Raw genomic sequence first — 24134 nt, forward strand, 5'->3', positions numbered from 1 at the left:
TCAGACTTTAGCAAAGACTGATTTTCATATCCAGTCACTTAGAGTTATTCCAAAAACCAAGTCGCGTAACAGCCTATTTCCAATTCTTTGAATCGTTGATGAGAATAGGAATATCCAAGAAAATCATATTCTTGGATTGCTATGCTTGTTTCGTTTCGGGCAGAGATAGAAGGCTACTTTCTATATGAAAGTCGCCTGCGCTTTGCATTGAATATTCATGCTTCATGAAAGCTCGATCAAAATGTCGCAATCAGGCAGCTTTAAGCAATACCCCGTTGCACCCCGTCCTTCATGGAAAGCACTTATTGGCGCAACAGCCGTTTTTATCGTGGCGCTAGGATCAGTGGCTATGGCCGACGAGCCATCTGCAGAGCTGATCGCCAAGGGTCGTTATATCGCTACCGCGTCCGACTGTGCTGCGTGTCATACCGCACCACATGGCGGGACACCTTTTGCGGGTGGCTATGGAATTTCATCGCCGCTTGGCACTATTTTCTCGACAAACATCACGCCGTCGAAGGCTGATGGCATCGGCGATTACACTGAAGAGGAATTTGCGCACGCCGTTCGTGACGGTGTAGCGAAAGATGGTTCACATCTTTATCCGGCTATGCCCTATACGGCCTATGCAAAGATGACCGACGACGATGTGAAGGCGCTTTATGCTTATTTCATGCATGAGGTGAAGCCGGTCGATCATCAGCCGCAGAAGACAGAACTGCCGTTCCCGTTCAGTGTAAGAACTTCGATGGCTGCGTGGAACTTGCTTTTCCTCGATAAGACTCGCTTCACGCCCGATGCGAATAAATCCGCAGAATGGAATCGCGGCGCGTATTTGTCAGAAGCGCTGGCTCATTGCAGTACCTGTCACACACCGCGCAACTATCTGATGGCCGAACAGAACAGCAAAGCACTGTCCGGCGGTTCGCTGGGTTCATGGTATGCGCCGAACATTACATCCGACCCGGTCAGTGGGATTGGTGACTGGCCACAGGAAAATCTGGTTCAGTATCTTCGCACGGGTCACGTAGCAGGCAAGGCGCAGGCAGCTGGCCCCATGGCAGAGGCTATCGAACATAGCCTTCAGCATTTGACCGATGAAGATCTGAATGCAATTGCGGTTTACGTAAAGGACGTGGCTCCGATTTCGTCGGGTGACAAAACCCCGCGTGACAAGTTCGGCAAGCCATCGGTCACGGAATATGCGCTGCGCGGACTTCCGGGTGAAGCGCCGAACGAAAGTGGCTTCCGTATTTTCAGTGGCGTCTGTGCAAATTGCCATCAGATGGATGGCGAAGGCAACAAGCACTATCCGTCGCTGTTCCACAATACGGTTACGGGTGCTGACCGCTCAGACAATTTGCTTTCGGCAATCGTCTTTGGCGTTAATCGCACGGTTGATGGACAAACCGCTTATATGCCGGGCTTTGGGCCAGATGCCTTCTATACCGATCGCCTTTCCGATCAGGATATTGCCGATGTCAGCAATTATGTGTTGGCACAATACGGCAATCCGGATGTCAAAGTGACGCCCGCCGATGTGAAGTTGATCCGCGAAGGTGGACCGAAGCCGCTAATTGCCAAGCTTGCCCCCTTCGCAGCACCGGCAATGGTGGTCGGCGTTCTGGTGCTGATTGCGCTGATTGTCTGGCTGGTTCGCCGCCGTAAACGCGCAGCGCGCGCCTGATCATTTCTTTCACAATTGCATTGCGCACTCCCGCAGGAGACCAATAATGCCAGTCGATAATTTTTCTGACACCGTTTTCGGTCGTCATATTTCCCGCCGATCCGTGTTGCGAGGCTCCGTTGCAATGGCGGCGCTTGCGGCAATCGGTGCTCTTGCCGGACCTTTGCCAGCATCGGCTGCCGACGAGACTCAGCAGGACTTCATGCAGCTTTCGACCTTTCTGACCGGGCACGATCTCGATCCGGTGCTAGGCAGCCGCTATTTCGCAGCCTTGCAGAAGCGCAATCCTGATCTCATTGAGCAGATGAATGTGCTCAGTTCAGCCATCAAGCAAAGCAATGCTGCCAATATGGATGCGTTTCTGGAGCTGCCTTCAATTGATCCGAAGCTGATGGAAACTGCAACCAAGATCGTATCCGCCTGGTATCTCGGCGTTGTCGGCGAGCCGGAAGATGCAGAGTTAATCGCATACGGAGAAGCGCTGATGTATCGCCCGACGCGCGGTATTCTGGCGATCCCGACCTATGGACCCGGCCCAGATGCCTGGGGTCCGAAACCTGACACCAAGATTTGACAGGAAGAGAACAATGGCAAACGACGCATATGATGCGGACCTGATCGTTATTGGTTCGGGCGTAATGGGCGGTATCATTGCCAACAGTCTTGCAAAGGCTGGCAAGAAAGTGATCGTGCTCGAAGCAGGCCCGCGCGTAGATCGCCGCGATATTGTCGAGACTTTTCGCAATGCACCTGTGAAGCTTTCGCTGGCCAATGCAAAATTGCAGGGCGCAGGTTCGCCGTTTCCAAGCTTGCCACACGCGCCATCGACCTATGGAGATTATCTCCAGCAGGTCGGTCCGGTTAAATACAACACGTCATACTTACGCGTTGTCGGTGGTACGACATGGCATTTTGGCTCGTCGCTCTGGCGTATGATCCCGAATGACTTCCGTTTGAAGTCGCTTTATGGGCACGGTCGCGACTGGCCAATCAGCTATGATGAGCTCGAGCCATTCTATGCACGCGCTGAAGAAGAACTCGGCGTGAGCGGTGTCGATGGTCAGGATGAAAGTGGGCAGGGCGGTAGCGCCTATCCACCGCGCTCTATTCCGTATCCGATGCGCGGGCTCAAGCCGAGCTATATGTTTAACCAGCTTTCTGAGAAGCTCTCAAAGGGTGGTTTCAATCCGATCCTTGAGCCAAATGGCCGTGCAACACGTCCTTATGGCAGACGTCCCGCCTGTGGTGGCAATAACAATTGCAATCCTGTCTGCCCGATTGCTGCGAAATATGACGGTTCGATGCATATAGATGAAGCCGAACGTCATGGCGCGATCATTCAGGACAATTCGGTTGTCTGTAAGATCGATGCTGACGACACCGGCAAGATCACGGCGATCTGCTATAAGCGTCCTGACGGTTCGGAACACAAGCTCACCGCACGTTATTTCGTGATGGCTGCTTATGGTATTGAATCGCCAAAGATCATGCTTTTGTCGAAGTCTGATCGTTTTCCGAACGGCATTGCAAATTCATCCGATCAGGTTGGTCGCAACCTGATGGATCATACGGGCATCAGCATGAATGTGATGGCGAAAGAAGATTTCTGGCCGGGCGAAGGCCCTACCCAGCTTCTCGTCTATCTCAATCAGCGCGATGGCGAATTCCGCAAAAACTATCCGAGTTACAAGATTAAGGTTCGTAACACTGTTCCGACGGGTCAGACGACTGCAAGTCTTTTGAAAAAGGGGGTTCTCGGTTCAAAGCTTGATGCCGAAATTCGCCGTCAGTCGGCCCGTTCGCTCAATTGGGCGGTTGATTTTGAAACGCTGCCTCTGGCTGAAAACCGTGTCCTCCCAAGCACGGACAAGGTCGATGCGCTGGGTATTCCAGTGCCATCGATTTATTACAGCGTGACTGACTATTGGAATGCTGGTCGCGACCGTGCATTGCAAGATTTTGATCAGATCGCCAAGCTGCTCGATGGCGAAATTCTGAGTACCGATGTGAAATGGCAAAATCGTCAGCACATCATGGGCACAACGATTATGGGCGACGATCCGAAGAACTCGGTTGTTGATCGCGATTGCCGCACGCATGATCATCGCAACATGTTCATTGCGGGCACCAGCGTCATGCCTTCATCGTCATGTGTGAACCCAACGCTGACAGGTGCGGCCTTGAGCGTGCGCATCGCGGATACGTTGATCAAAGAGATTTGATGAAATGCATAGGGGTAGCAACGGCCTGACTAATGAATCCAGTTATCCCTATGCGAACAATCGATAACGCCAAGCACTCTCTTTCAAAGAGTGCTTGGCGTCTTTTCGGTGTTTCCAATTCTGCGCCTAAAATCCAGAGGCCGAATTCAGCATGATACTCGACAAGCTATAAAAGCCATGGAGCTTGAACTGGCGTGATAGCTACATCACTCCATCGACAATAATTTGCATTTTTCCCTGACTACAGGTTTCGACCCGCGCTTCAATGCCATAGACACTGGCCAGCATATCTGGGGTGACGACAGCCTTTGGTGTTCCATAAGCATAAAGACCACCATCTTTCAGAACTGCAATCGAATCTGCATATCGCAAAGCAAGCGCAACATCGTGCAACACTGCCACGACGATAGCGCCTTTCATACGCACGAGGCGTGCCGCAGACTGCATCACAAACACCTGATGCTTAAGATCAAGCGCACTGGTTGGTTCGTCCAACAACAACACCTCAGGCTTGCGGACTATTGCCTGTGCAAGCGCAACAATCTGCCGCTGTCCGCCTGATAACTCGTGAAGATTGCGCAAAGCGAGATCTGCGGCGCCCAAATCTTCAAGCACCTTATAGGCCTGATTGATTGCCTCATCCCGCCCTTTACTGCTGCCAAAGGCACTCATGACAGCTTCAAGAGCTGGAAGGCCAATTGCCGGTGGCTGTGATTGCGGCATGTAAGCAATCTTACGGGCGCGTTTTGCACCCGGCACAGACAGAATATCCGCGCCATTAAGACTGATATGCCCACTAAACGAGCCAATGCCTGCAATTGCCTTGAGCAGTGTCGATTTACCAGCCGCATTCGGGCCAAGCACCGCAACAAATTGGCCAGGTTCAACTGGCCCCATTGAGAAAGAATGGATAATTTCTTTGCGCCCATATCGAACGGCAAGATTCGAAATCAGCAGGCCCTTCTCATCTTTGTTCATCGACCCGACCTGCCTCTAAAAATCAGCATAACAAATACCGGCACACCAACAAGCGCAGTGACGATGCCGACAGGTACAATCAAGCCGGGCAGCACTGTCTTACTTGCTATGGACGACAAGGAGAGTAACAAAGCCCCGACCAGACCGCTTGCGGGCAATGCATAACGCTGATCTTCGCCTACGAGTAGTCGCGCCATGTGAGGTCCGACCAGACCGATAAAGCCGATCGTTCCAACGAATGCGACAGCCATGGCCGACAAAACACTGATCCTTAGCAACGCAAAATAGCGCAGCCTTTTCACATCTATGCCGAAACTGATGGCGCGTTCCTCGCCCATCCGTAGCGCCGTCATCTTACCAGATGAGACAAACGAAAGCGGCATCACGACGGCGAGCGCAATCGCCAGAACAAGCACTTTCTCCCAATCTGCACGCGCAAGACTACCAACAGACCAAAAAACCAACTGCTGAAGTACATCTTCCGTCGCGATCAACTGAAATAAAAGAACAACCGCATTGCAGCTGAACACCAGCGCAATGCCGAGCAGAACAGTGGTTTCCATGCTTGTTCCACGCAATCGCGCCAATGCATCAATGAGTAAGACCGACCCAAATGCAAAAACAAACGCCGCCGCCGATACCAGCCAATTATAGGGCAACCAAGCAACTGACAGCCCAAAGACAATAACAGTCGACGCACCAAGGGCAGCAGCAGACGCAACGCCTAATGTGAAAGGACTTGCAAGCGGATTATTAAGAACCACCTGCATCTCAGCACCAGCGAGCGATAATGCAGCGCCCACAAGCAATGCCATCAACGAGAAAGGCAAGCGCACATTCCATATAATAACCCGATCCGTCGGAGATAAATCCGACGGATGTAACACGCCATGCAAGAAACTTTGCACCGTCATCCCAGATGAACCTGTGACGATATCATAGCAGAACGAAACGATGAGAAGGGCAAACAGTCCCGAAATAATAGCTAACCGTCGCTTGCGGAGCTTCCCATATCGCGCTTTCAGGGCTTCGAAACCAGAATCCGCATTCGCCTCGGTGATTGTTTTCATATCTGAAGACACGCTTGCCATCCCGCCGCCTTACTCTCCTTGCACAGGATCAACCCAATAAGTGCCATTATTTTTGATTGTCAAAAACTCATTCAACTCCTCTTGAGTCTTTGTAGGATCAACATCCTTGAACAAGTCAGGATGCAGCCACTTTGCGAGCAATTCGACTGCCATGATGTTATAAGGTGAGTTGTAATAGTCGTGCCATAAGCCATGAGCATTATGCTCACGGATTGCCCTCAACTCCTTGAATTCCGGACGCTCCAGAACCGTGTTCAGGCTTTGACGGGCAGTTGCTTCGTCAACCGCGGCACCAAGCAAAACACCCGGCGCACGGTTACCAGTCGCAACATAAATGTCGGGGTCAGCCTGTAAAACATACTCAACAGCGACATCGCCGATAGCACCCGGAACAACGCTTGATGCAATATTACGCCCGCCAACGGTGTTAATGAATTGGCCGAGCCCTCCATTGCCCGTTGTATGACCGGGAGCTTGCCAGACGCCTGGAAGAAGTTCTGCAAAAACCGTTGGCTTTTTCGCCTCATCAAGATTACGCACTTTATCGGTCAGGCGCTTGAGATGTGTCCCATAGAAATCGGTAAAGGCTTTGGCCTCGTCTTTCCGATCAATCGCTTCGCCAAGCAGTTCGATGCTTTTGGGCGTGTTTTCAATCGGGTTAACGCGGAAATCGACGTAAACGACAGCCACTCCAGCCTTCGCCAGCGTGTCAGCAATCGGGCTATGCGCTTTAGGGCCCTCACCCGCCACGCTGAAAACCACCAGATCCGGTTTAAGCGCGAGAATGGTTTCAACATTCACGCTGACTTCGGAAGCCTGACCTATAAGAGCAATATCCGCAACCTCCGGAAATGCTGTTTTATAGGCTTCAAAGGTATGCGGATCGAGTTTACGCAAATCGTTTTGCCAGCCGACAATCCGTTTGAAGGGGTTGTCGCGATCCAGCAATGCGAGCGCATAGCTCAGGCGACCTTCCCCCAATACGACACGTTCAACATGCTCTGGAACCTGAACCTTTCGTCCCAGAACATCCGTAATTTCCGCTGCGTGAGAAACAAGAGGTGAAAGAATACAAACCCCGGCGAAAGCCAAGGACCGCACCGCATTAACAAACGACATATAGATACTCCTGCCAGCTGTATCAGACGTTCACAAAGCATCTGCCACAAAACATCCGCTTAATTGAAAGCCACAAACTTAAACATGACAATAAATGTCAGATATCTGCCGTCTTGGACGAAACAACTGACTTAAGGAACTGAAACCTCTGCATACCAATATGCATGTTGTGCATTTTACTTTATAATCAAACTGCGCGTAATGCATTCTATGGAAAAATAAAGCAGGAGAATGAAGACTGAGATGGCGCTTCCGAACATCAATCAGATTGATCTCAATCTTCTGCGGATTTTCGATGCGATCTTCCGTGAGCGAAATATCATGCGTGCGGCGCAGCGCCTCGGCATGAGCCAGCCGGCTGCCAGCCACGCTCTCGCTCGGCTACGACATACGCTTCAGGATGATCTATTTGTGCGTTCAGCACGCGGCATGTTACCAACGTCACGCGCTGAACAACTTTCAGGCCCCATTAGGCAGGCATTGAATTATCTTGAACTCGGCCTTCAGGCGCAAGATTTTAATCCTCTGACCGCAAACCAAAAATTCCGTATAGCGCTCGATAATTGTAGTGCCGTCGCACTGACTGCCAAACTCGTTCAGACAATTGAAGCCAATGCCCCAGGGATTTCTCTGATTTTACGACCCAGTGGAACGATCGATGTGGATCGCCTCATTGATGATTCTGAGCTGGATCTCTTCATCGGAAAACCTGGAATTGAGCGCGAACGCTTTGCTTCAGTGGAATTGAGCAACGATGATTTCGTTGTTGTTCATCACAAAAATCTGCGCGAACCCAATACAAAAATTTCTGTAACAGAGCTCATCGGCCAACCACATCTCAATTTGTCATCAACAGGTGATGATGTGGGGTTTCTCGATACTTGGCTTGCACAAAAAAAATTATCGCGAAACGTCAAGCATTCTATCCCCTTGCTCGGATTCAGCACTGTGATGGAGGATCAGGATGTCTTGGCAGTTATGCGGCGACCGATTGCAAAGGTCGTTTGTCAGAGCTCACATCTCGCGATGAGCGAACTACCTTTTGAATCGCCACGGATCTCAATCTGTATGCGATGGCATAAGCGCCTGGATTCTCAGCCTGCGCATAGCTGGCTACGCGATACAATTGTTAGAAATATCTTCTCCTAGAAAGCCAAAAGGAAATGCGCCACACCCCATCGCAATTCCCTAATAAATCCCATGCATGACGGCATCATAATGATTCTCTATCGCCAACGTGCAGCTACAAGACTTTTTACTAAGGGCCGCTTTATCGCGAATAACCACACTCCCTCGACGCGTTTCGATTATTTCTTCCGATCTGAGTTGACCTAGGGTGCGCGTCACAAAGGTTCGGCCCACACCAAGCATTTCAGATAGCTGATCATGGGTAAGTTCAAAACTGTCTGAGTTGGTACGTGCCGAGGCGGCGAGCAACCATTTTGCGGTACGTTGTGTAATCGTGTGCGTTGCATTGCAGGCGGCTGTTTGAAATACCTGCGCCATAAGGCAGTCAGAATACCGTGAAAACCAATGCCTCAGCGTCACAGATTCAGCCTTCACCTGTTCCAGTGCAGCTGTTTTAATACGAAGAAACCTGCCCGGATTGCGTACAATTGCCGTCGCATAGGCTGGGAGACTGCCATTCGATACAATTCCGCCGATAGCCCCCTCCCGGCCAATTAACGCCACCTCCACTGCACTATTGTCATCATCAACCCAGCGCTGAAAACTTGCCATCGCTGATCCACAGGGGAACCACGTATTTAAAACATCGTCTCCTGCCTTATGTAAAATTGTCAGCGCCTCCATTTCGAAAGCCATGGTATGTGGAGCCAGCCTTTTGCGGTCATCCTCACTAAGCATCATCAACAACAGATTATCTGAGGTCTCGCGGATCAATTGCGTACTCATTGAAAACATTCTTTTATTTCCCTGAACAATGTCCATAAGTGGACAGACGCCAAAGAGGTGTTATGTTACTTTTTGACATAACACCTACAACGAATAGGGACCTCATTTTCTCTCGCCCCAAAGGAGCGCTTCAAATTGCTCATTGCAAAAATGCTCCTAATTCAAGAAAGCTTTAGGCGTCTAAAAGTTCCCGTCCTAAAAACACCCATCCAATTCGCTCATGTGAGAAAGTGCGCCGCTTCTAATGTACATTCCGGAGTCTGTTAACCTCACGAACTGTGATCGCGAACCTATTCATATTCCGGGTTCCATACAGGCACACGGCGCGATGCTCGTCATTGACCCAGCAACTCAACTGTTACGATACGCGTCAGCAAATTTCTCAACATTAACAGGCTATACGGGTTCCCTAACCCCAGGAACCGACATTTCTCAGATCGCTGGCGATAAGAATGCGCATGATTTTCGCAATGCAGTTGCCAAATCAAGAGAACCGGGCCTTTCTTCCATTATTATTGGTCTACGCTTTCCCGGCAGAGCGCCCCTGTTTGACGCCGTCGTCCATTCACATGACGGAAATATTTTTGTCGAATTCGAACCTTCACCAGATAGAGGACAAACAGCGCGCCAAGCATTAGACCTCACACGATCAGTCATTCACAGATTAGGGCTGGAAGAAAATGTAGATCGGGCGGCCACGGCTGCGGCACGGCTTGTTCGAGCAATGCTTGGTTACGATCGTGTTATGATCTACCGTTTTCTTCACAATGGCGCAGGACGGGTTATTGCGGAAGCAAAGACGTCTACCCTCAATAGCTTTATGGGACAGCACTTCCCGGCAAGCGATATTCCAGCTCAGGCCCGCAAGCTATATATAAGCAACACAATCCGTATGATCGCAGACACCACATCCACACCCGTTGGATTAAGTCCTGCACTGTTGCCGGATGAAAAACCCGTAGATATGTCTTTCGCACAATTAAGAAGCGTTTCGCCTATACATTGTGAGTATCTGAACAATATGGGTGTCGCTGCATCACTATCCATATCGGTAATCGTGAACGGTGAACTATGGGGCTTGATTGCGTGTCATCATGATACACCAAAAATCACGCCATTGCCGCTTCGCATTGGCGCAGAACTCTTTGGACAGTATTTTTCACTTCACATTGCTGCTTGCGAGCGTCGGGCAACCCTGCAAGCGACTGCCGACACGCGGTCGAAACTCGACTCCATCGTATCTCGTCTAGGCATTAACAGCTCAATGCGTGATGACCTGATTAGCCAGTTACCGGAGTTTGCAAAATTAGTTGCAAGCCACGGAGCAGCTTTATGGATGAATGACCAATGGTTCCAGACAGGGGATGCGCTGGATGAAGAACCGACGCGTCAATTGCTGAACAATATAAAACAACAATCATCAAATGACATATGGTCCACGTCTGAGATAAAGTCGTTCATTCCAGATATAGAGTCCAATGTGGCTGGATTGATAGCAATCCCTCTGTCCGTCACATTTGGTGAATATCTTATTCTATTTAGAAATGAAGAGGCCCATCAAATCGAGTGGGCGGGCGAACCCGTAAAACAGGTTCTAAATACGCCTTTTGGAGAGCGTCTCACGCCACGTGGTAGTTTTGATACGTGGCGTGAGGATGTGAAAGGTAGATCAATGCCTTGGACAGCAACAGATATTTCTGTCGCCCGTGCCATAGCAACATATCTGCGGGACGTTATTCTTCGCCAGAACGAGATCTCAGAGAAAGAACGCGTTCGCACGGAACAACGCCGGCGTATTTTAAATGCCGAACTCAACCACCGGGTGAAAAACATATTATCGCTGGTTAAGTCCATCGCCAAGCAAACCGGGATGGGTGCCAGAAATGTCGACGAATATGCGCAGACATTGGAAGGGCGACTACGCGCGCTTTCCTCAGCACATGACCAGTCATTAGATGGCTCCCAAAGCGGCTTTATTAAAACACTAGTCGAGAGCGAAGCTGATCTATTTAGAGACAATGAAACACCCGACAGGATAGTTCTCGAAGGGGCTCCCCTCATTCTTGACCAGCGCGCCTATAGCGTCCTGTCATTGGTAATTCATGAAATGATGACCAATGCCGCAAAATACGGCGCGCTTTCCACAGATCAAGGTCAACTATGTATCAGATGGGAGCTTAACGAAACCGGAGACTGCCTGATCAACTGGAAGGAAATAGGTGGTCCTGTTGTTATTCGCCCAACACAAACGGGCTTTGGTACAAAGCTGATCAAAAGCTCGTTTGAATATGACCTTCGTGGAAAGGTTCATATTGAACATCACGATAGTGGCTTATGCGCGACATTTCAAATTCCCGCCTCGCATGTCGTATTGGGCGAACTTAATTCTCTTGCACCCATTTCACAAACGTTATCAAATCAGCCGCAACTTGACGGTATCTCCGTTCTTGTCGTTGAAGACCAAAGCCTTATCGCAATGGACGTAGAGGACACCCTCCGGGAAATGGGAGCGAAGAATATACACCTCGCAAGTGACACAAATGATGCCATCTCAACTCTAAAATCATTTCAGCCAGACATTGCTATACTGGACTTCAATCTAGGATCCAGAACATCTGAGGTAGTCGCAGATGTTCTTTCTGAACGCAAAATCCCATTTATATTTATGACAGGCTACAGTGACGATTCAGCCATTCCAGACCGTTTCCGTTCCATCGATATCTTACGCAAGCCTATCAGCAAATCATCACTTGCTACCAAGTTAAAGAATAACTTGGAGGCGAAGTGATATAACGCCGACCTTACGGATATTGCGCACCTGTGACGGTCAAATAAACTGCGTAGAGCGATTTTGTTGCAGTGATGAAAAGCCGGTTACGACGTGGCCCGCCAAAAGTGACATTCGCGACGGTCTGAGGCGTCTTGATCTTGCCGAGAAGTTTACCTTCAGGCGAAAAGCAATGCACGCCGTCGCCCGCGCTCGTCCATAGATTGCCGTCTGTATCGAAGCGAAAGCCATCTGGCAGACCGTTATCAATCGTGCAGAAAATCTTACCGCCCGTGACGCGCTTGCCGTCATCAACGACATCGAAAACCCGGATATGACGCGGTGCTTTTTCGTCGTGGCTATAGGCGCTGTCGGCAACGAAGAGCTTTGTCTCATCCGGTGAAAAGGCGAGGCCGTTTGGCTGCACAAAGTCTTTGACGACGGCAGTCAGTTCACCGCTTTTCGGATCAAGACGATAGACGTTGCGGGTTGGCTGTTCAGGCTCTGCTTTATAGCCCTCGTAATCACCCATAATGCCGTAGGTCGGATCGGTGAACCAAATGGTACCGTCAGAGCGTACGATAACATCATTGGGCGCGTTGAGTTTTTTGCCCTGATAGTTGTCAGCAAGCACGGTGATGCTACCGTCAAATTCAGTGCGGGTAACACGACGCCCGCCATGCTCACAGGAGACCAGTCGTCCTTCACGGTCACGCGTATTGCCATTGGCAAAATTCGATGGCTGGCGGAAGGTCGATACCCCGCCATCTGGAACCCAGCGCAAAATACGCTGATTGGGAATGTCGCTCCAAAGCAGGCAGTTTAAATCACCGAACCAAACCGGACCTTCGGCCCAGCGACAATCGCTGTAAAGTTCATCAAGATCGGCGCTCGATATGATCAGATTTTGAAAGCGTTCGTCGTGAATTTCGTAAATCGAATGGTTCTGAGACAAAGATACTACTCCGGGAATGCTGTTTAACGCTCAGGTCTGCGGCTGCTCGCCAGGAAAATCACCGCAATAATGGTGAGACCTGTCAGGACCAGACGAACACCGGCACCAAAGCCGTAGGTGTTGAGCATTGAGACTATGAGGAACATGAAGAGTGCAGCACCCCAAATGCCGGGAATGTTAGAATCGCCACCTGCAACCGCCGTGCCGCCAATGATGACAACGGCAATCGACATCAGGAGATATTCCGTGCCCATGTTGAGAGCCGCGCCGCCCGAGAAACAGGCAAGCAGGAAGCCGCAGAGCGAAGCCAGAACTGCGCATAGCAGATAGGTCACGAAGCGTGTGCCATCAACCGGAACACCTGCCATACGTGCTGCAAACGGATTTTGCCCGATGGCTGAAATCCAGCGGCCATAAATGCTTTTCTTGAGAAGCACCCAGCCTAACACCGACAGGAGCAGTGCCACGATTGCAACATTGGGAATGCCAAAGACAGAGGAGGTGGTGAAGTCTGCCAGAACTTCAGGCGGCTTTACACGCAGACCGCGATTGCTCCAGATGGCGGTCGACTGGATAAGAAAGCTCATCGAAAGAGTTGCAATGATTGGCGGAATGCGCAGCAGCTTGATCAGCGCATAATTGCAGATGCCGATGCCAAGGCCGATCAGAAGGGCAACGGCAAGCCCTGCCAGCACCATGCTGTCTTGCGAGTCCATCAGCTTCAATGCCAATGTTGCGGCAAGCGTCATGGTTGCAGGAACCGAGAGGTCGATGTTGCCGGGACCAAGCGTGATGACGAACATCTGCCCGAGGCCGACAATCACCGAGAATGATGCAAAGGTAAAAGCTGCGTGAGAAAGCCCTGCAGCACCCGCGCCGCCCGTGAACAATACGGTGATAATCCAGACCGCAATGGTTGCGATGAACGACCATATCCATGGACGACTTGTGAGAACGGAGACAGCACTCATTGCTTTTTCCCCTTGCGGTCGAGACGGTTGAGGAAGAGGCGAAGCGCCAGCACAACGATAAGGATTCCGCCCTGCGCACCAATCTGCCAGTCGGGCGAAATGCGCATGAAGGAGAGGAATGAGCCTGCAAGAGTAAGGGTTAGTGCGCCGATGACGGCACCAATCGGTGAGATGCGACCGCCAACAAATTCACCGCCGCCCAAAATGACACCGGCAATGGAGAGCAGCGTGTAGCGCAACGCAATATTGGCATCTGCCGAAGTGGTCAGTCCCACAAGCGCGATACCGGCAAGCACTGCAAAGAAGGCTGCAAGCGCATAGGTTCCGGCGCGAATTGCGGTGACAGACCAGCCTGCACGCTCAATGGAGCGTCCATTGCCACCTGCGCCCCGCATCAGAACGCCGAAGGTTGTGCGCATGACAATGAAATGCGTGACAATGGCGATCAAAATGCTTGCAACAATTGCCATCGGCACAAATGGCGGTTTGGTCGTCATGATCCAGCGTGCCCAATCAGGCGCCTGACCGCCGGGTGAGGGCAGCAGAAGAACGGCAAGCCCACCCCACACGAACGACATTCCGAGTGTGACGACGATGGATGGCAAATTGCGCAGGTGAATGATCGCACCCAGCGCTGCATAGGCTAAGATTGCCGCCGCAAGGATCAGAACACCGATCACCGGATCGGTATTGAGATAGGTTGCGGCCACGCACACCACGAAACTTACGAAGGTGCCCATCGACAGATCAAGATCATTGACCGCCATGATGAGCATCTGCGCGATTGTTGCGAGTGCAATCGGTACTGCGAGATTGAACAGCAGGTTAAGGCCAGTATAGCTCATGGCACGCGGCTGCATGTAGAAAACAGCGGCCAGCAGCAAAGCGAGCGAGAAAACCGGCGTTAACAGGCGAAGGGATGAAGCGGAGAGACGCATTATTCGTGTCCTCCCTCAAAGGATGCAGCAAGCACGTTCTTTTCCGTGATTTCGTCGCCGACCAATTCTGTCACGATTGCACCGTCGCGGAAGACATAGACACGATCACATAGCTCGATCTCGTCCATTTCGGTGGAATACCAGACAAAGGTACGGCCATTTTCTGCCTCATGGCGCAGGATTTCATAGACTTCCTGCTTAGTGCCAACATCCACGCCGCGCATGGGATCGTCCATCAGAATGGCATTGGCAGTGGTGGCAAGCGCGCGGGCAAAAAGAACTTTTTGCTGATTGCCGCCGGAAAGCGAAAGAATGCGATTGCCCATATCCGGTGTGCGGATCTGGATTTTGTCTTTCCATAGCGAGCCGAGCTGATCTTCGCGTGACTGATCGACAAGCTTTAGCGATGAGAGGCGATCAAGCGAGCCTATGGTGAGATTGTGCAGGATACTCCAGAGTGGAAACGTGCCGTTAAGGCTGCGATCACCAGCCACGAAGGCGATTTCGCAATTGCGTGCAGGCAACCAGTTTGACCGACGCGCATAATAAAGATCGAGTAGCATCTTGGTTTGACCGTGACCGGCAAGTCCAGCGAGGCCGATAACTTCACCCTTGAAAGCCTGAAACGGCTTGCTGTCATGGGGGCGCTTTTTTGCAGAGAGAACAGCTGAGCCCGTCGTGTCGGCTTTTGCTGCGCGGCGTGTCGCTTTTTCACGTTCGACACTGCCCATGGCTTCGACAAGGCTGCGGTTTGTAAAATCGTCTGCTGTGCGATTGGCGACAACCTTGCCGTCTTTCATCACGACGATGCGGTCGGATGTTGAGAGGATTTCACCAAGCATATGCGAAATGAGGATCACCGAACCACCTGTGCCGACAAAGCGACGGACATAGGCCATCAGCTGTGCAGCAATGCCCGCATCGAGCGATGAGGTCGGCTCATCAAGAATGACAAGCTTCGGCGGCGTGCCGGGGGCGGTGAAGTTGATAGCGATTTCAACCATCTGCCGTTCAGCAATGGACAACTCATCAACGGTTGCCGCGCAATCGATCTTGTGACCGGGGAAAATCTCACCAAGCTTTGTGGCTATCAGATCGACAGCCTTGCCGCGCCAGTTCGCGCCCGTAAGGTCGCGCTGCATAATGCGGACATTTTCGGCAATTGTCAGATTGGGGAAAAGCGACAGCTCCTGAAAGACGCAGCGGATGCCGTGCTTGCGGGCAGTCGTCACGCCATGGCCTGCCTCACCGTGATAGGAGAGGCTGCCTTCATGCGGGGTAAGGCCACCATTGATGACATTGACGATGGTGGATTTGCCCGCGCCATTATGGCCGACAAGTCCGACACATTCGCCTTCATGGATCACAAGTTCAGCGCCATCCAGTGCCTTAACCGCACCGAACTGCACGCGAATATTGCGTGCGGCGACGACCTCGCCTTTGTCGATTGAATGAGACATGCATCCGAACTGTATTGGAGATAAGGGAGGGGCGGACACAGGAAATGCCCACCCCCTGGGAGAAAAGGTTTACTTCGCTTCTGCGATGACCTTCTGTGCGTCTTCCAGCGAATATTCGACATTCGCAACGCCACCCTTCTGGGTATTTCCGAGATCCTTATCGAGCGATTCCTGGCTGACGCTCAGGAATGGAACGACGAGGTCTTTCTTGACTTCCTTGCCATCAAGAATCTGCTGTGCGACCCAGAAAGCAAGTGTTGAAACGCCCGGCGCGATAGAAACGGACATGGTTTCATAGCCGTTCGCATCTTTCTGCTGCTTCCACCACTGCAGTTCGTCTTCACGGTTGCCCATGATGATGATCGGTGTTTCGCGCTTTGCAGCCGCAAAGGCCTGCGCAGCACCATAACCGTCGCCGCCTTGCGTTACCACGGCGTCGATCTTCGGCAGGCTTGGCAGAACGCCTGCGACTGCGCGCTGTGCAACATCTGCAGCCCAATCGCCATGCACAGAACCTACGATCTTGAAGTTCGGATGCTTCTTCACGCCTTCCTGAATGCCGGCGTGCATCTCGTCATCAACGGAAACGCCTGCAAGGCCGCGAATTTCAAGCAGATTTCCGCCTTCTGGCAGACGTTTTGCGAGATAGTCAACCTGGCCTTCGCCCATGGCCTTGAAGTCAACCGCAATGCGCCATGCGCAAGGCTCGGTGACAATGCCGTCGAACGAAACGACTGTGATGCCCGCATCGCAGGCTTCTTTGATTGCGCCATTCAATGCAGTTGGTGAAGCAGCGTTGACGACAATCGCGTCATAGCCCTGCAAAATCATGTTCTGGATTTGTGCAGCCTGCTCGGTGGCCTGATTTTCAGCGGTGGTGAAAGCGTCGGCTGCAGAAACTGCACCTGCGCTGACGGCTTCTTTCGTCACCTTGTCCCAGCTCTGCAACATGGCCTGACGCCATGAATTGCCGGCATAATTGTTGGAGAAGGCGATCTTTTTCGATGATGTGTCGGCAAATGCGCTACCGCTTGCCATCAATGTGGCGAGTGCGGCGGATGCCAAAAGAATTTTCCCAAGCTTCATTTCTTTCCTCCCAGTTGCGAATATCCGCGCCGCAGAACGATAACGCCCTTCGGATCGCTTGAATTTGAATGTGGCGCGAAACCTCCCGCACCGCCGCTCCTCAACGGCACCAGCACACCCACAACATTTCCTGTTGTCTTGCGGGCAATTTTCTGGTCAAGCGAAGATGGAATAAATGCGTTGCGCTGTGAAGGCTGATCAAAGCAACCGACATGCGGTTTAACGCAACAAAATTGCGGGATCCCGCAAGACGCACTGGTGGAGCAGTGGCGTATTATAAAAGCTAAGCAATCTGTCTTGAGGAGGAGAGTCGCTTGCTGGAACTAGCCCCTGCGCGCCTGCTGGACCATTATCTGAATATCTCCAGATTGCTAGCTGGCCAGCTTGATTTTGACTCCATCATTCAGGCTGTTGCTGCCGAGATCAATCATATCCTGCCCTATGATCATCTCGATGTTTGCATCAAGATGATCGATGGCAAGTTTCACATTGCCTATGAAAGCGGGATTGAAACGGCATGGAGCCGCAACCCGCCCGCGCTTTTGTCGGGAAGTCCTATCCGCACAGTCTTATCTGGTGAAGCTGAATATCTGCTGACGGATGATGCCCGTACTGATCCACGTTTTCATTTTGACGGTGCGTTTTCGACGCCAATTATTGAGCATGACCTTAAAGGTCGTCTTCATGTGCCGCTCAAAGCACAGGGTAACATTATCGGCGCTTTAAGCTGTTCGAGTTTGCAAACTGGCAGCTACTCGATGCGTGACGTGGAAAATGCGCAATCGATTGCCGATCTTCTGGCACCTTATTTCTTCGCAATTCGTGCCGCTGAACAGGCCAAGCGCTCGGCAATTGTCGAGACAGAAGCGCGTGCCCGCGAAGAAGGTTTGCGCTTTGGAGCTCTGAAACTCACCGAAGCTTTGGAGACTGAGCGTCATCGTATCGGCATGGATTTGCATGATCAAACTCTTGCTGATCTTACGCGTCTCGCACGTCATGTGGAGCGTCTGACCCGCGCGCCGGATTTGTCGGGCGAACAGCTTGAACCCCTCTTTCGGGGTCTGCAACATTGCATGCAGGATCTTCGCCAGATCATCGAAGAGGCCAAACCTTCCGTGCTTCAGCTTTTTGGCTTTGCGCAGGCAACGGAGAACCATCTGGACCGTTCGATCCGCGAAAGCGGCGCTGCGATTGAGTGGTTTTTGGAGGACCAAAGCGACGGCATGACCGACAGACTTGAAGAGACGGTCGCGACCTCGCTTTTCCGCATTGTGCAGGAAGCGATCAACAATGCGATCCGTCATGCTCTGGCTGGAGAAATCCGCGTTCGTCTGCGCGATAAGGGTGGTCGGCTTCTCGTTGAAGTTATGGATGACGGCATTGGCATGGATCGTCAGGCGCAACGTATCGGCCATGGCATCGATAATATGCGCACAAGAGCAAGGCTCATTTCTGCGAGCTTTGCCATCAGAAAGAATACCGACAGCAGCGGTACGTGCGTAACGATCCACTTGCCGCCGGAAATGTATAAACCAATTGGAGGGTAAGATGCAGGTTTTGATCGTAGAGGATGATCCGTTGCATCGTACCTATCTGGGCGAAGCGATCCGTGCGGCACTGCCCGAATGCAGTGATGTGCTGGAAGCGGATAATGGCTCGACTGGTGAAAAGCTGGCCCGAATGCACCGTGCAGCGCATATTGTGATGGACCTGCAGATGAGCGGGCGTAACGGTATTGAAGCCGCACGCACCATCTGGAAAGAAAATCCGGAGACCCGCATTCTTTTCTGGTCTAACTACGCTGATGAAGCCTATGTGCGCGGTGTCTCGCGTATCGTGCCGGAAGGTGCGGCCTACGGCTATGTGCTGAAATCGGCGTCCGACGACAAGCTGCGCTTGGCACTCCGCAGCATTTTTGTCGAAGCACAATGCGTGATTGATCGTGAAGTGCGCGGCTTACAGCAAAAGAGCCTCGGCCATACCAGCGGCTTTAGTGAAAGCGAATATGAAATCCTGATCGATATAGCACTTGGCCTGACCGACCGCGTTATTGCGCGCCGTCGCAACCTGTCGCTCAGAAGCGTTCAAAACCGCTTACAACAGCTTTACGAAAAGCTTGGTGTCTATCAGGAAAAAGGTGAGCCGGATGAAGGACGCTTCAATTTACGCTCGCGGGCAGTAACCGTCGCACTGTTACGAAAGCTTTTGAATTATAGCGCATTGGAACGCGCTGAAATCGAGCTGAATGAATGGCTGAAGTGAATACATTAAGATCTAAGCGTCTTGATCATAGATCTATTCTTAGAAAAATACTATAATCTTGCTAGCAAATCCGCTGCTGAAAGCCCATACAACGTCGACAGTATGAACCTAATATCAGCAGCGGTAATTTTATCCCCAGATGCCTTTTCTAATTAAAGGCACCACTGTCACTTCTGCTTTCAGGGCGTTCTTTCGCAACCTTCTCGCGATAACCGCTGGCCCGATAAGCTGCAATCGGCTCGATTGCTCCGCCGGTACGTCGACGCGCTTCTGCAAGAATTGGCTCGACGTCGGTACGATAAGCGCGCTTCAACGTATCGGATGCCATCAGGGCATCGTTTTCCTGCTGATAGGTTTCCAGCGCTTCCCGATCCACCAACAAAGCCTGCGTATAAGCACGGCGGGTTTCATTAGCTGACGAAATCAGGCTTTCTATCGGGTCGGTCACATTATGCGACTGATCGATCATATGTTCAGGATGGAAATCCTTTACACCGCGATAATCTGCATCGACCAGCTCGTTGAAAACGAGGAACAGACGGTATGGATCAATCGATCCCGCATCGAGATCGTCGTCACCATATTTGCTGTCATTGAAATGGAAACCACCGAGCTTTCCGAATTGGATCAACCGTGCCACGATCATTTCAATGTTGGTGTTTGGTGCATGGTGGCCAAGATCGACCAGACATTGCGCCTTTGGACCAAGGGTCGAGGCGATAAGGTAATTCGTGCCCCAATCCTGAACGACTGTTGAATAGAAGGCTGGCTCATACATTTTGTGCTCAGAGAACAGCCGCCAGTCATCCGGGAGCGCTTTATAGATTTCACCCATCGAATGCAGATAACGCTCGAATGCGCGGGTGAAATTCTGCTGACCAGGGAAGTTTGAACCATCGCCAAGCCAGACGGTCAATGCCTTCGAACCAATGGCATTTCCGATCTCAATACACTCAATATTGTGTTCAACGGCCTGCGCACGCACGGCCGGATCAACATGGGTAAGCGAACCATATTTATAAGAATGCTGCTGATCAGCCGAATCTGAGAACGTGTTTGAGTTCATCGCGTCAAAACCAAGCCCGAGTGCTTCCGCATGGGCTTTGAGTTTTTTCGGGTCAGTCTTATCCCACGGAATATGCAGCGAAACATTCGGCGTTGCGCGTGAAAGTTCGTTGATGACCGAACAGTCGTCAAGTTTGTCGAAAATCCCGCGCGGCTCTCCGCGACCGGGGAAACGGCCAAAGCGTGTACCGCCAGTCCCTGTTCCCCAAGAGGGTACAGCGACAAAATATTTTGCAACTTTCTCAGTGATTTTTTCAATCTCGATGCCGCGGCGGGCAAGCTGTTCGCCAAGAGCCTGATAGTCGCTCCTTTGTGCATTCTCAAAGCCAGAATTGTGTTCAGCAATGAAATTGGCTGCAATACGTTGTTCGGACATGGTTCCTCCCAGAATGTCCTCAATTTCTTGGATAAAAGACAGGAAGGCAAGATCGCCTTACCTGCCTTCCGAGTAATTAGCGCGGGAAGCTCACCTGATTTCCGGCGTCAACATTGATAATGTTGCCGGTGGACTTGGCCGATGCATCGCTTGAAAGGAAGTAGATCGCTTCAGCAATATCTTCCGGCAGAACATTGAGTTTGAGCAGCGAGCGCTTGCGATAATGTTCTTCCAGTTCCGTCACATCAATCTTCGATGACGCTGCGCGCTGTTCGCGCCATTCGCCGTCCCAGATTTTCGAGCCACGCAGCACAGCATCCGGGTTGACCACGTTCACACGAATGCCAGCTTCGGCACCTTCAAGCGCAAGGCAGCGCGCCAGATGGATTTCCGCAGCCTTTGCCGTGCAATAGGCGGATGCGCCGGGTGAAGCGGCGAGCCCATTCTTGGAAGCGACGAAAACCACGTTACCGCCGAGGTTCTGACGTCGGAATAACCTGAATGCTTCGCGAGAAACAAGAAAATATCCTGTAGCAAGTATGTCGATATTGCGGTTCCACATCGAAAGCTCGGTATTTTCGACCGAAGCAGACGATGCAATGCCAGCATTTGAAACCAGTATATCGATGCCACCAAGTTCAACACTTGCCTCTGTGAAAGCATTGATGACCGCACTTTCATTGGTGACGTTCAGCTCAACGCTGCGAACCTGATCGGAACCAAAATGCTTGGAGAGATTTGCGTGAGCGGTTTTGAGCGATTCTGCGTCGATATCTGCCAGAACCACGCAAGCACCCTCACCTGCCAGACGTTCAGCGGTGGCATAGCCGATTCCACCTGCACCGCCGGTAATCAACGCAATGCGCCCGGCTAGGCTTTTTGGCTTTGGCATACGCTGGAGTTTGGCTTCTTCAAGGAGCCAATATTCAATATCGAAGGCTTCCTGTTCGGGCAGCCCCTGATATTCAGATACGGATGATGCTCCGCGCATGACATTGATCGCGTTAACGTAGAACTCACCGGCAATACGCGCTGTCGCTTTGTCGCGCGCAAAAGACAACATGCCGACGCCGGGGATCAGGAAAATGACCGGGTTGGGATCTCGCATTTTCGGTGAATTGTCGTGCTTGCAGCTCTCATAATAGCGCGTGTAATCAGCACGATAGGCTTCGAGTGAAGCTTCAAGACCTGCAACGACACCATCAACATCCGGTTTCGCGGGATCGAAATCGACCACAAGCGGACGAATTTTCGTGCGCAGGAAGTGATCTGGGCAAGATGTGCCAAGGCGTGCGAGTGGCTGTAGTTCTTTTGAATTTACGAATTGCAGAACCGCATCCTGATCATCGAAATGGCCAAGCTTGCGCTCTTCCTTTCCGATCAATCCGCGTATCTCTGGCATGAGACGCGCAGCAATTGCACGGCGTTCTGAAGCATCAAGGCTTTGGGTCACGGGACCGCCAAAAGCGGCCTTGCCTCCACCCTTCTTATCAAGCCATTCGATAGCCTCGTTAATAATGGCAAGTGTCAATTCATAGCAGTCCTTAGCGTCATTGGCCCAAGTAAAAAGACCATGACTTTCAAGGACTACGCCCTTGGCGTTTGGATTTGCTTTCACAAAGGCTTCAAGATCGAGACCAAGCTGGAAGCCCGGACGGCGCCATGGCAGCCAGCCAATTTCATCACCAAAAATCTCAGCAGTCAGCTCGCGGGAGTTCTTTGATGCGGCAATTGCGATGATCGCATCAGGATGCATGTGGTCAACATGCGTAAATGGTACAAAACCATGCAGTGGCGTGTCGATAGACGCCGCACGCGGGTTGAGATTGAATGTGCAGTGCGGGAGGAAGCCGACCATACGGTCTTCGTCTTCAACGCCTTTATAGATGCCCTTCAACGCGTCGAGCTTGTCCTGATAAAGTGTCGAAAAACCATCAAGCTTTATAGTGCCGACATCGCCACCAGAGCCTTTAACCCAAAGTACCGGAACGGTCTTTCCGGTGAGTGGGTCGGTTTCCTGTACCTTGGCTGATGTATTACCACCACCATAATTGGTGATCCGCTTATCGGAACCGAGCAGGTTTGAGCGGTAAAGCAATTTTCCGGGTTCATCCAGCGTTGCCGCTTTCGCGTCGTCCCATCGATTATCCAACAGCCTATTTTGCGCCACCATCTCATCCTCCCGATATATGGTGAAGACCTGATTGAACGCTGTTTACGCCCAACCGATCATATTTCAGGCAGATATGGCGTTATGTAACTGAAGGTGTCAATCAAAAATAATCATAATCGATCAACAATAGTAAATTTTATATCGCTATTGATTGTTTGTGATTGACAGCTTCCCCTTTTATGTTTGATACATGAAAAAGGAGGAGCCATGCACGAGAGAGAGCGCCACCGTATTATCCTGAGTGCAGTTCAGGAAAAGCCGGTGATCACCATTCAGGATCTTGTAGAACTGACGGAAGCGTCTGAGGCGACGCTGCGACGTGATATTGCATCTCTTCATATGCAAGGCCGCATTAAACGCGTTCGTGGTGGCGCAGAAGCTGTTCATCCACCGCAACTCAGCAATCTTGCAGGTCGTTCCTTTAAAGTATCGGAAGCCGAGAATACGGACTGCAAACGCGCAATTGCACGCGAAGCCGTATCGCTTTGCGAAGAAGGTGACAGCATTATCATAAATGGTGGCTCAACCACGTTCCAGATGGTGCATTACCTTGCAGCACGGCGCTTGCAAGTGCTGACCAACTCCTTTGCAATCGCTGAGCATCTTTTGCGGCAGTCGAAAAGCACTGTGCTGGTTCCGGGCGGCGCTATTTATCGCGAGCAAAGCCTTATTCTGTCGCCATTCGATAATGACGTGATCCGCAACTTTTACGGACGCCGCATGTTTCTGGGGTGTCAGGGCATCAGCCCGCTTGGCGTGATGGAAGCAGACGCTCTTGTTATTCAAAGTGAACAGAAACTGATGGGTCAAGCGGACGAAATCGTCCTGATGGTCGATTCATCAAAATTTACCCGCCGTTCAAGCCTCATCCTCTGCCCTCTTGATCGGGTCAGCACGCTGATCACAGATGACGGTATTTCGGATGATGCGCGGCGGATGGTCGAAAATGCAGGTATCAGGCTCATTGTAACGCCTGTCTCTGCAAATGCTGGCAAAGGTAACGATCGGGGAGAGACCACAGAGGTTGCCTAAGCTTTAATATAAATCGGATTGTTCTTAATCGGGAGGAA

19 protein-coding genes are annotated in these 24134 nt (G+C 51.4%); 8 read left to right on the forward strand and 11 right to left on the reverse strand.

The genetic code is table 11. The annotated features are described in order from the left end of the window. The first annotated feature begins 217 nt into the window (after window positions 1–217). From J2782_RS17625 to J2782_RS17635, 3 genes are read left to right on the forward strand one after another with little or no spacing between them, the layout of a single operon-like run. Window positions 218–1687 (forward strand): c-type cytochrome, encoded by a 1470-nt coding sequence (locus J2782_RS17625; RefSeq protein ID WP_310014928.1) that lies wholly within the window; start codon window positions 218–220, stop codon window positions 1685–1687. A gap of 46 nt (window positions 1688–1733) precedes the next feature. Next, window positions 1734–2261: a sugar dehydrogenase complex small subunit gene (locus J2782_RS17630; RefSeq protein WP_310014930.1), complete on the forward strand. Its 528-nt coding sequence runs from the start codon at window positions 1734–1736 to the stop codon at window positions 2259–2261. Window positions 2262–2274: 13 nt separating this feature from the next. After that, window positions 2275–3909, forward strand: a complete 1635-nt coding sequence (locus tag J2782_RS17635) for a GMC family oxidoreductase (RefSeq protein WP_310014933.1) — start codon at window positions 2275–2277, stop codon at window positions 3907–3909. Between the two features lie 201 nt (window positions 3910–4110). Here the strand turns inward: J2782_RS17635 and J2782_RS17640 are convergent, their stop codons facing one another. Genes J2782_RS17640 through J2782_RS17650 form a run of 3 tightly spaced genes read right to left on the reverse strand, consistent with a single transcriptional unit; the run spans window position 4111 to window position 7097 of the window. Further along, window positions 4111–4887, reverse strand: coding sequence for an ABC transporter ATP-binding protein (locus tag J2782_RS17640; protein WP_310014935.1), 777 nt, complete (start codon window positions 4885–4887; stop codon window positions 4111–4113). After that, complete coding sequence (locus J2782_RS17645; RefSeq protein WP_310014937.1) at window positions 4884–5969, reverse strand: FecCD family ABC transporter permease; 1086 nt, start codon at window positions 5967–5969, stop codon at window positions 4884–4886. Before J2782_RS17645 ends, J2782_RS17640 begins: the two co-directional genes overlap by 4 nt. Window positions 5970–5987: 18 nt before the next feature. Continuing rightward, the gene (locus J2782_RS17650) at window positions 5988–7097 is read right to left on the reverse strand and encodes an ABC transporter substrate-binding protein (RefSeq protein WP_310014938.1); all 1110 of its coding nucleotides are present in this window, start codon (window positions 7095–7097) and stop codon (window positions 5988–5990) included. Between the two features lie 243 nt (window positions 7098–7340). On the opposite strand from J2782_RS17650, the gene J2782_RS17655 reads away from it, so the two are divergent. Continuing rightward, window positions 7341–8246, forward strand: a complete 906-nt coding sequence (locus J2782_RS17655) for a LysR family transcriptional regulator (RefSeq protein ID WP_310015162.1) — start codon at window positions 7341–7343, stop codon at window positions 8244–8246. A 39-nt stretch (window positions 8247–8285) separates the two neighbouring features. Here the strand turns inward: J2782_RS17655 and J2782_RS17660 are convergent, their stop codons facing one another. Beyond that, on the reverse strand, window positions 8286–9047 hold the full coding sequence (locus J2782_RS17660) for a Crp/Fnr family transcriptional regulator (protein ID WP_310014941.1): 762 nt from the start codon (window positions 9045–9047) through the stop codon (window positions 8286–8288). A 208-nt stretch (window positions 9048–9255) separates the two neighbouring features. Between J2782_RS17660 and J2782_RS17665 the strand changes: the two genes are divergently transcribed. Next, a complete protein-coding gene (locus J2782_RS17665; protein WP_310014943.1) occupies window positions 9256–11799 on the forward strand; it encodes an HWE histidine kinase domain-containing protein in 2544 nt (847 codons plus the stop codon). A 13-nt stretch (window positions 11800–11812) separates the two neighbouring features. On the opposite strand, the gene J2782_RS17670 is transcribed toward J2782_RS17665, so the two are convergent. The 5 genes from J2782_RS17670 to J2782_RS17690 all read right to left on the reverse strand — a co-directional run bounded on the left by J2782_RS17670 (window position 11813) and on the right by J2782_RS17690 (window position 17188). Continuing rightward, the gene (locus tag J2782_RS17670; RefSeq protein ID WP_310014944.1) at window positions 11813–12733 is read right to left on the reverse strand and encodes an SMP-30/gluconolactonase/LRE family protein; all 921 of its coding nucleotides are present in this window, start codon (window positions 12731–12733) and stop codon (window positions 11813–11815) included. Window positions 12734–12756: 23 nt separating this feature from the next. Next, window positions 12757–13704 (reverse strand): ABC transporter permease, encoded by a 948-nt coding sequence (locus J2782_RS17675; protein ID WP_310014945.1) that lies wholly within the window; start codon window positions 13702–13704, stop codon window positions 12757–12759. Next, window positions 13701–14642: an ABC transporter permease gene (locus tag J2782_RS17680; RefSeq protein ID WP_310014946.1), complete on the reverse strand. Its 942-nt coding sequence runs from the start codon at window positions 14640–14642 to the stop codon at window positions 13701–13703. Before J2782_RS17680 ends, J2782_RS17675 begins: the two co-directional genes overlap by 4 nt. Continuing rightward, window positions 14642–16102, reverse strand: coding sequence for an ATP-binding cassette domain-containing protein (locus tag J2782_RS17685; protein ID WP_310014947.1), 1461 nt, complete (start codon window positions 16100–16102; stop codon window positions 14642–14644). The genes J2782_RS17680 and J2782_RS17685 overlap by 1 nt, the downstream gene beginning before the upstream one ends. Before the next feature lie 69 nt (window positions 16103–16171). Then, the gene (locus J2782_RS17690) at window positions 16172–17188 is read right to left on the reverse strand and encodes an ABC transporter substrate-binding protein (protein ID WP_310014948.1); all 1017 of its coding nucleotides are present in this window, start codon (window positions 17186–17188) and stop codon (window positions 16172–16174) included. A gap of 314 nt (window positions 17189–17502) precedes the next feature. Between J2782_RS17690 and J2782_RS17695 the strand changes: the two genes are divergently transcribed. Both J2782_RS17695 and J2782_RS17700 read left to right on the forward strand, forming a co-directional pair. Continuing rightward, entirely contained in the window at window positions 17503–18735 is a 1233-nt protein-coding gene (locus J2782_RS17695; protein ID WP_310014949.1) for a GAF domain-containing sensor histidine kinase, read from the forward strand. A 1-nt stretch (window position 18736) separates the two neighbouring features. Then, on the forward strand, window positions 18737–19450 hold the full coding sequence (locus J2782_RS17700) for a response regulator (protein WP_310014950.1): 714 nt from the start codon (window positions 18737–18739) through the stop codon (window positions 19448–19450). A gap of 148 nt (window positions 19451–19598) precedes the next feature. Here the strand turns inward: J2782_RS17700 and rhaI are convergent, their stop codons facing one another. Next, window positions 19599–20891, reverse strand: a complete 1293-nt coding sequence (rhaI, locus tag J2782_RS17705) for an L-rhamnose catabolism isomerase (RefSeq protein ID WP_310014952.1) — start codon at window positions 20889–20891, stop codon at window positions 19599–19601. A gap of 76 nt (window positions 20892–20967) precedes the next feature. Further along, window positions 20968–23064: a bifunctional rhamnulose-1-phosphate aldolase/short-chain dehydrogenase gene (locus J2782_RS17710; RefSeq protein WP_310014953.1), complete on the reverse strand. Its 2097-nt coding sequence runs from the start codon at window positions 23062–23064 to the stop codon at window positions 20968–20970. Window positions 23065–23271: 207 nt separating this feature from the next. On the opposite strand from J2782_RS17710, the gene J2782_RS17715 reads away from it, so the two are divergent. Next, window positions 23272–24096 (forward strand): DeoR/GlpR family DNA-binding transcription regulator, encoded by an 825-nt coding sequence (locus J2782_RS17715; RefSeq protein WP_310014954.1) that lies wholly within the window; start codon window positions 23272–23274, stop codon window positions 24094–24096. Window positions 24097–24134: the final 38 nt, after the last annotated feature.

The sequence above is a fragment of the Brucella pseudogrignonensis genome (assembly GCF_031454375.1).
GTDB classification, from domain to species: Bacteria; Pseudomonadota; Alphaproteobacteria; order Rhizobiales; family Rhizobiaceae; genus Brucella; species Brucella pseudogrignonensis_A.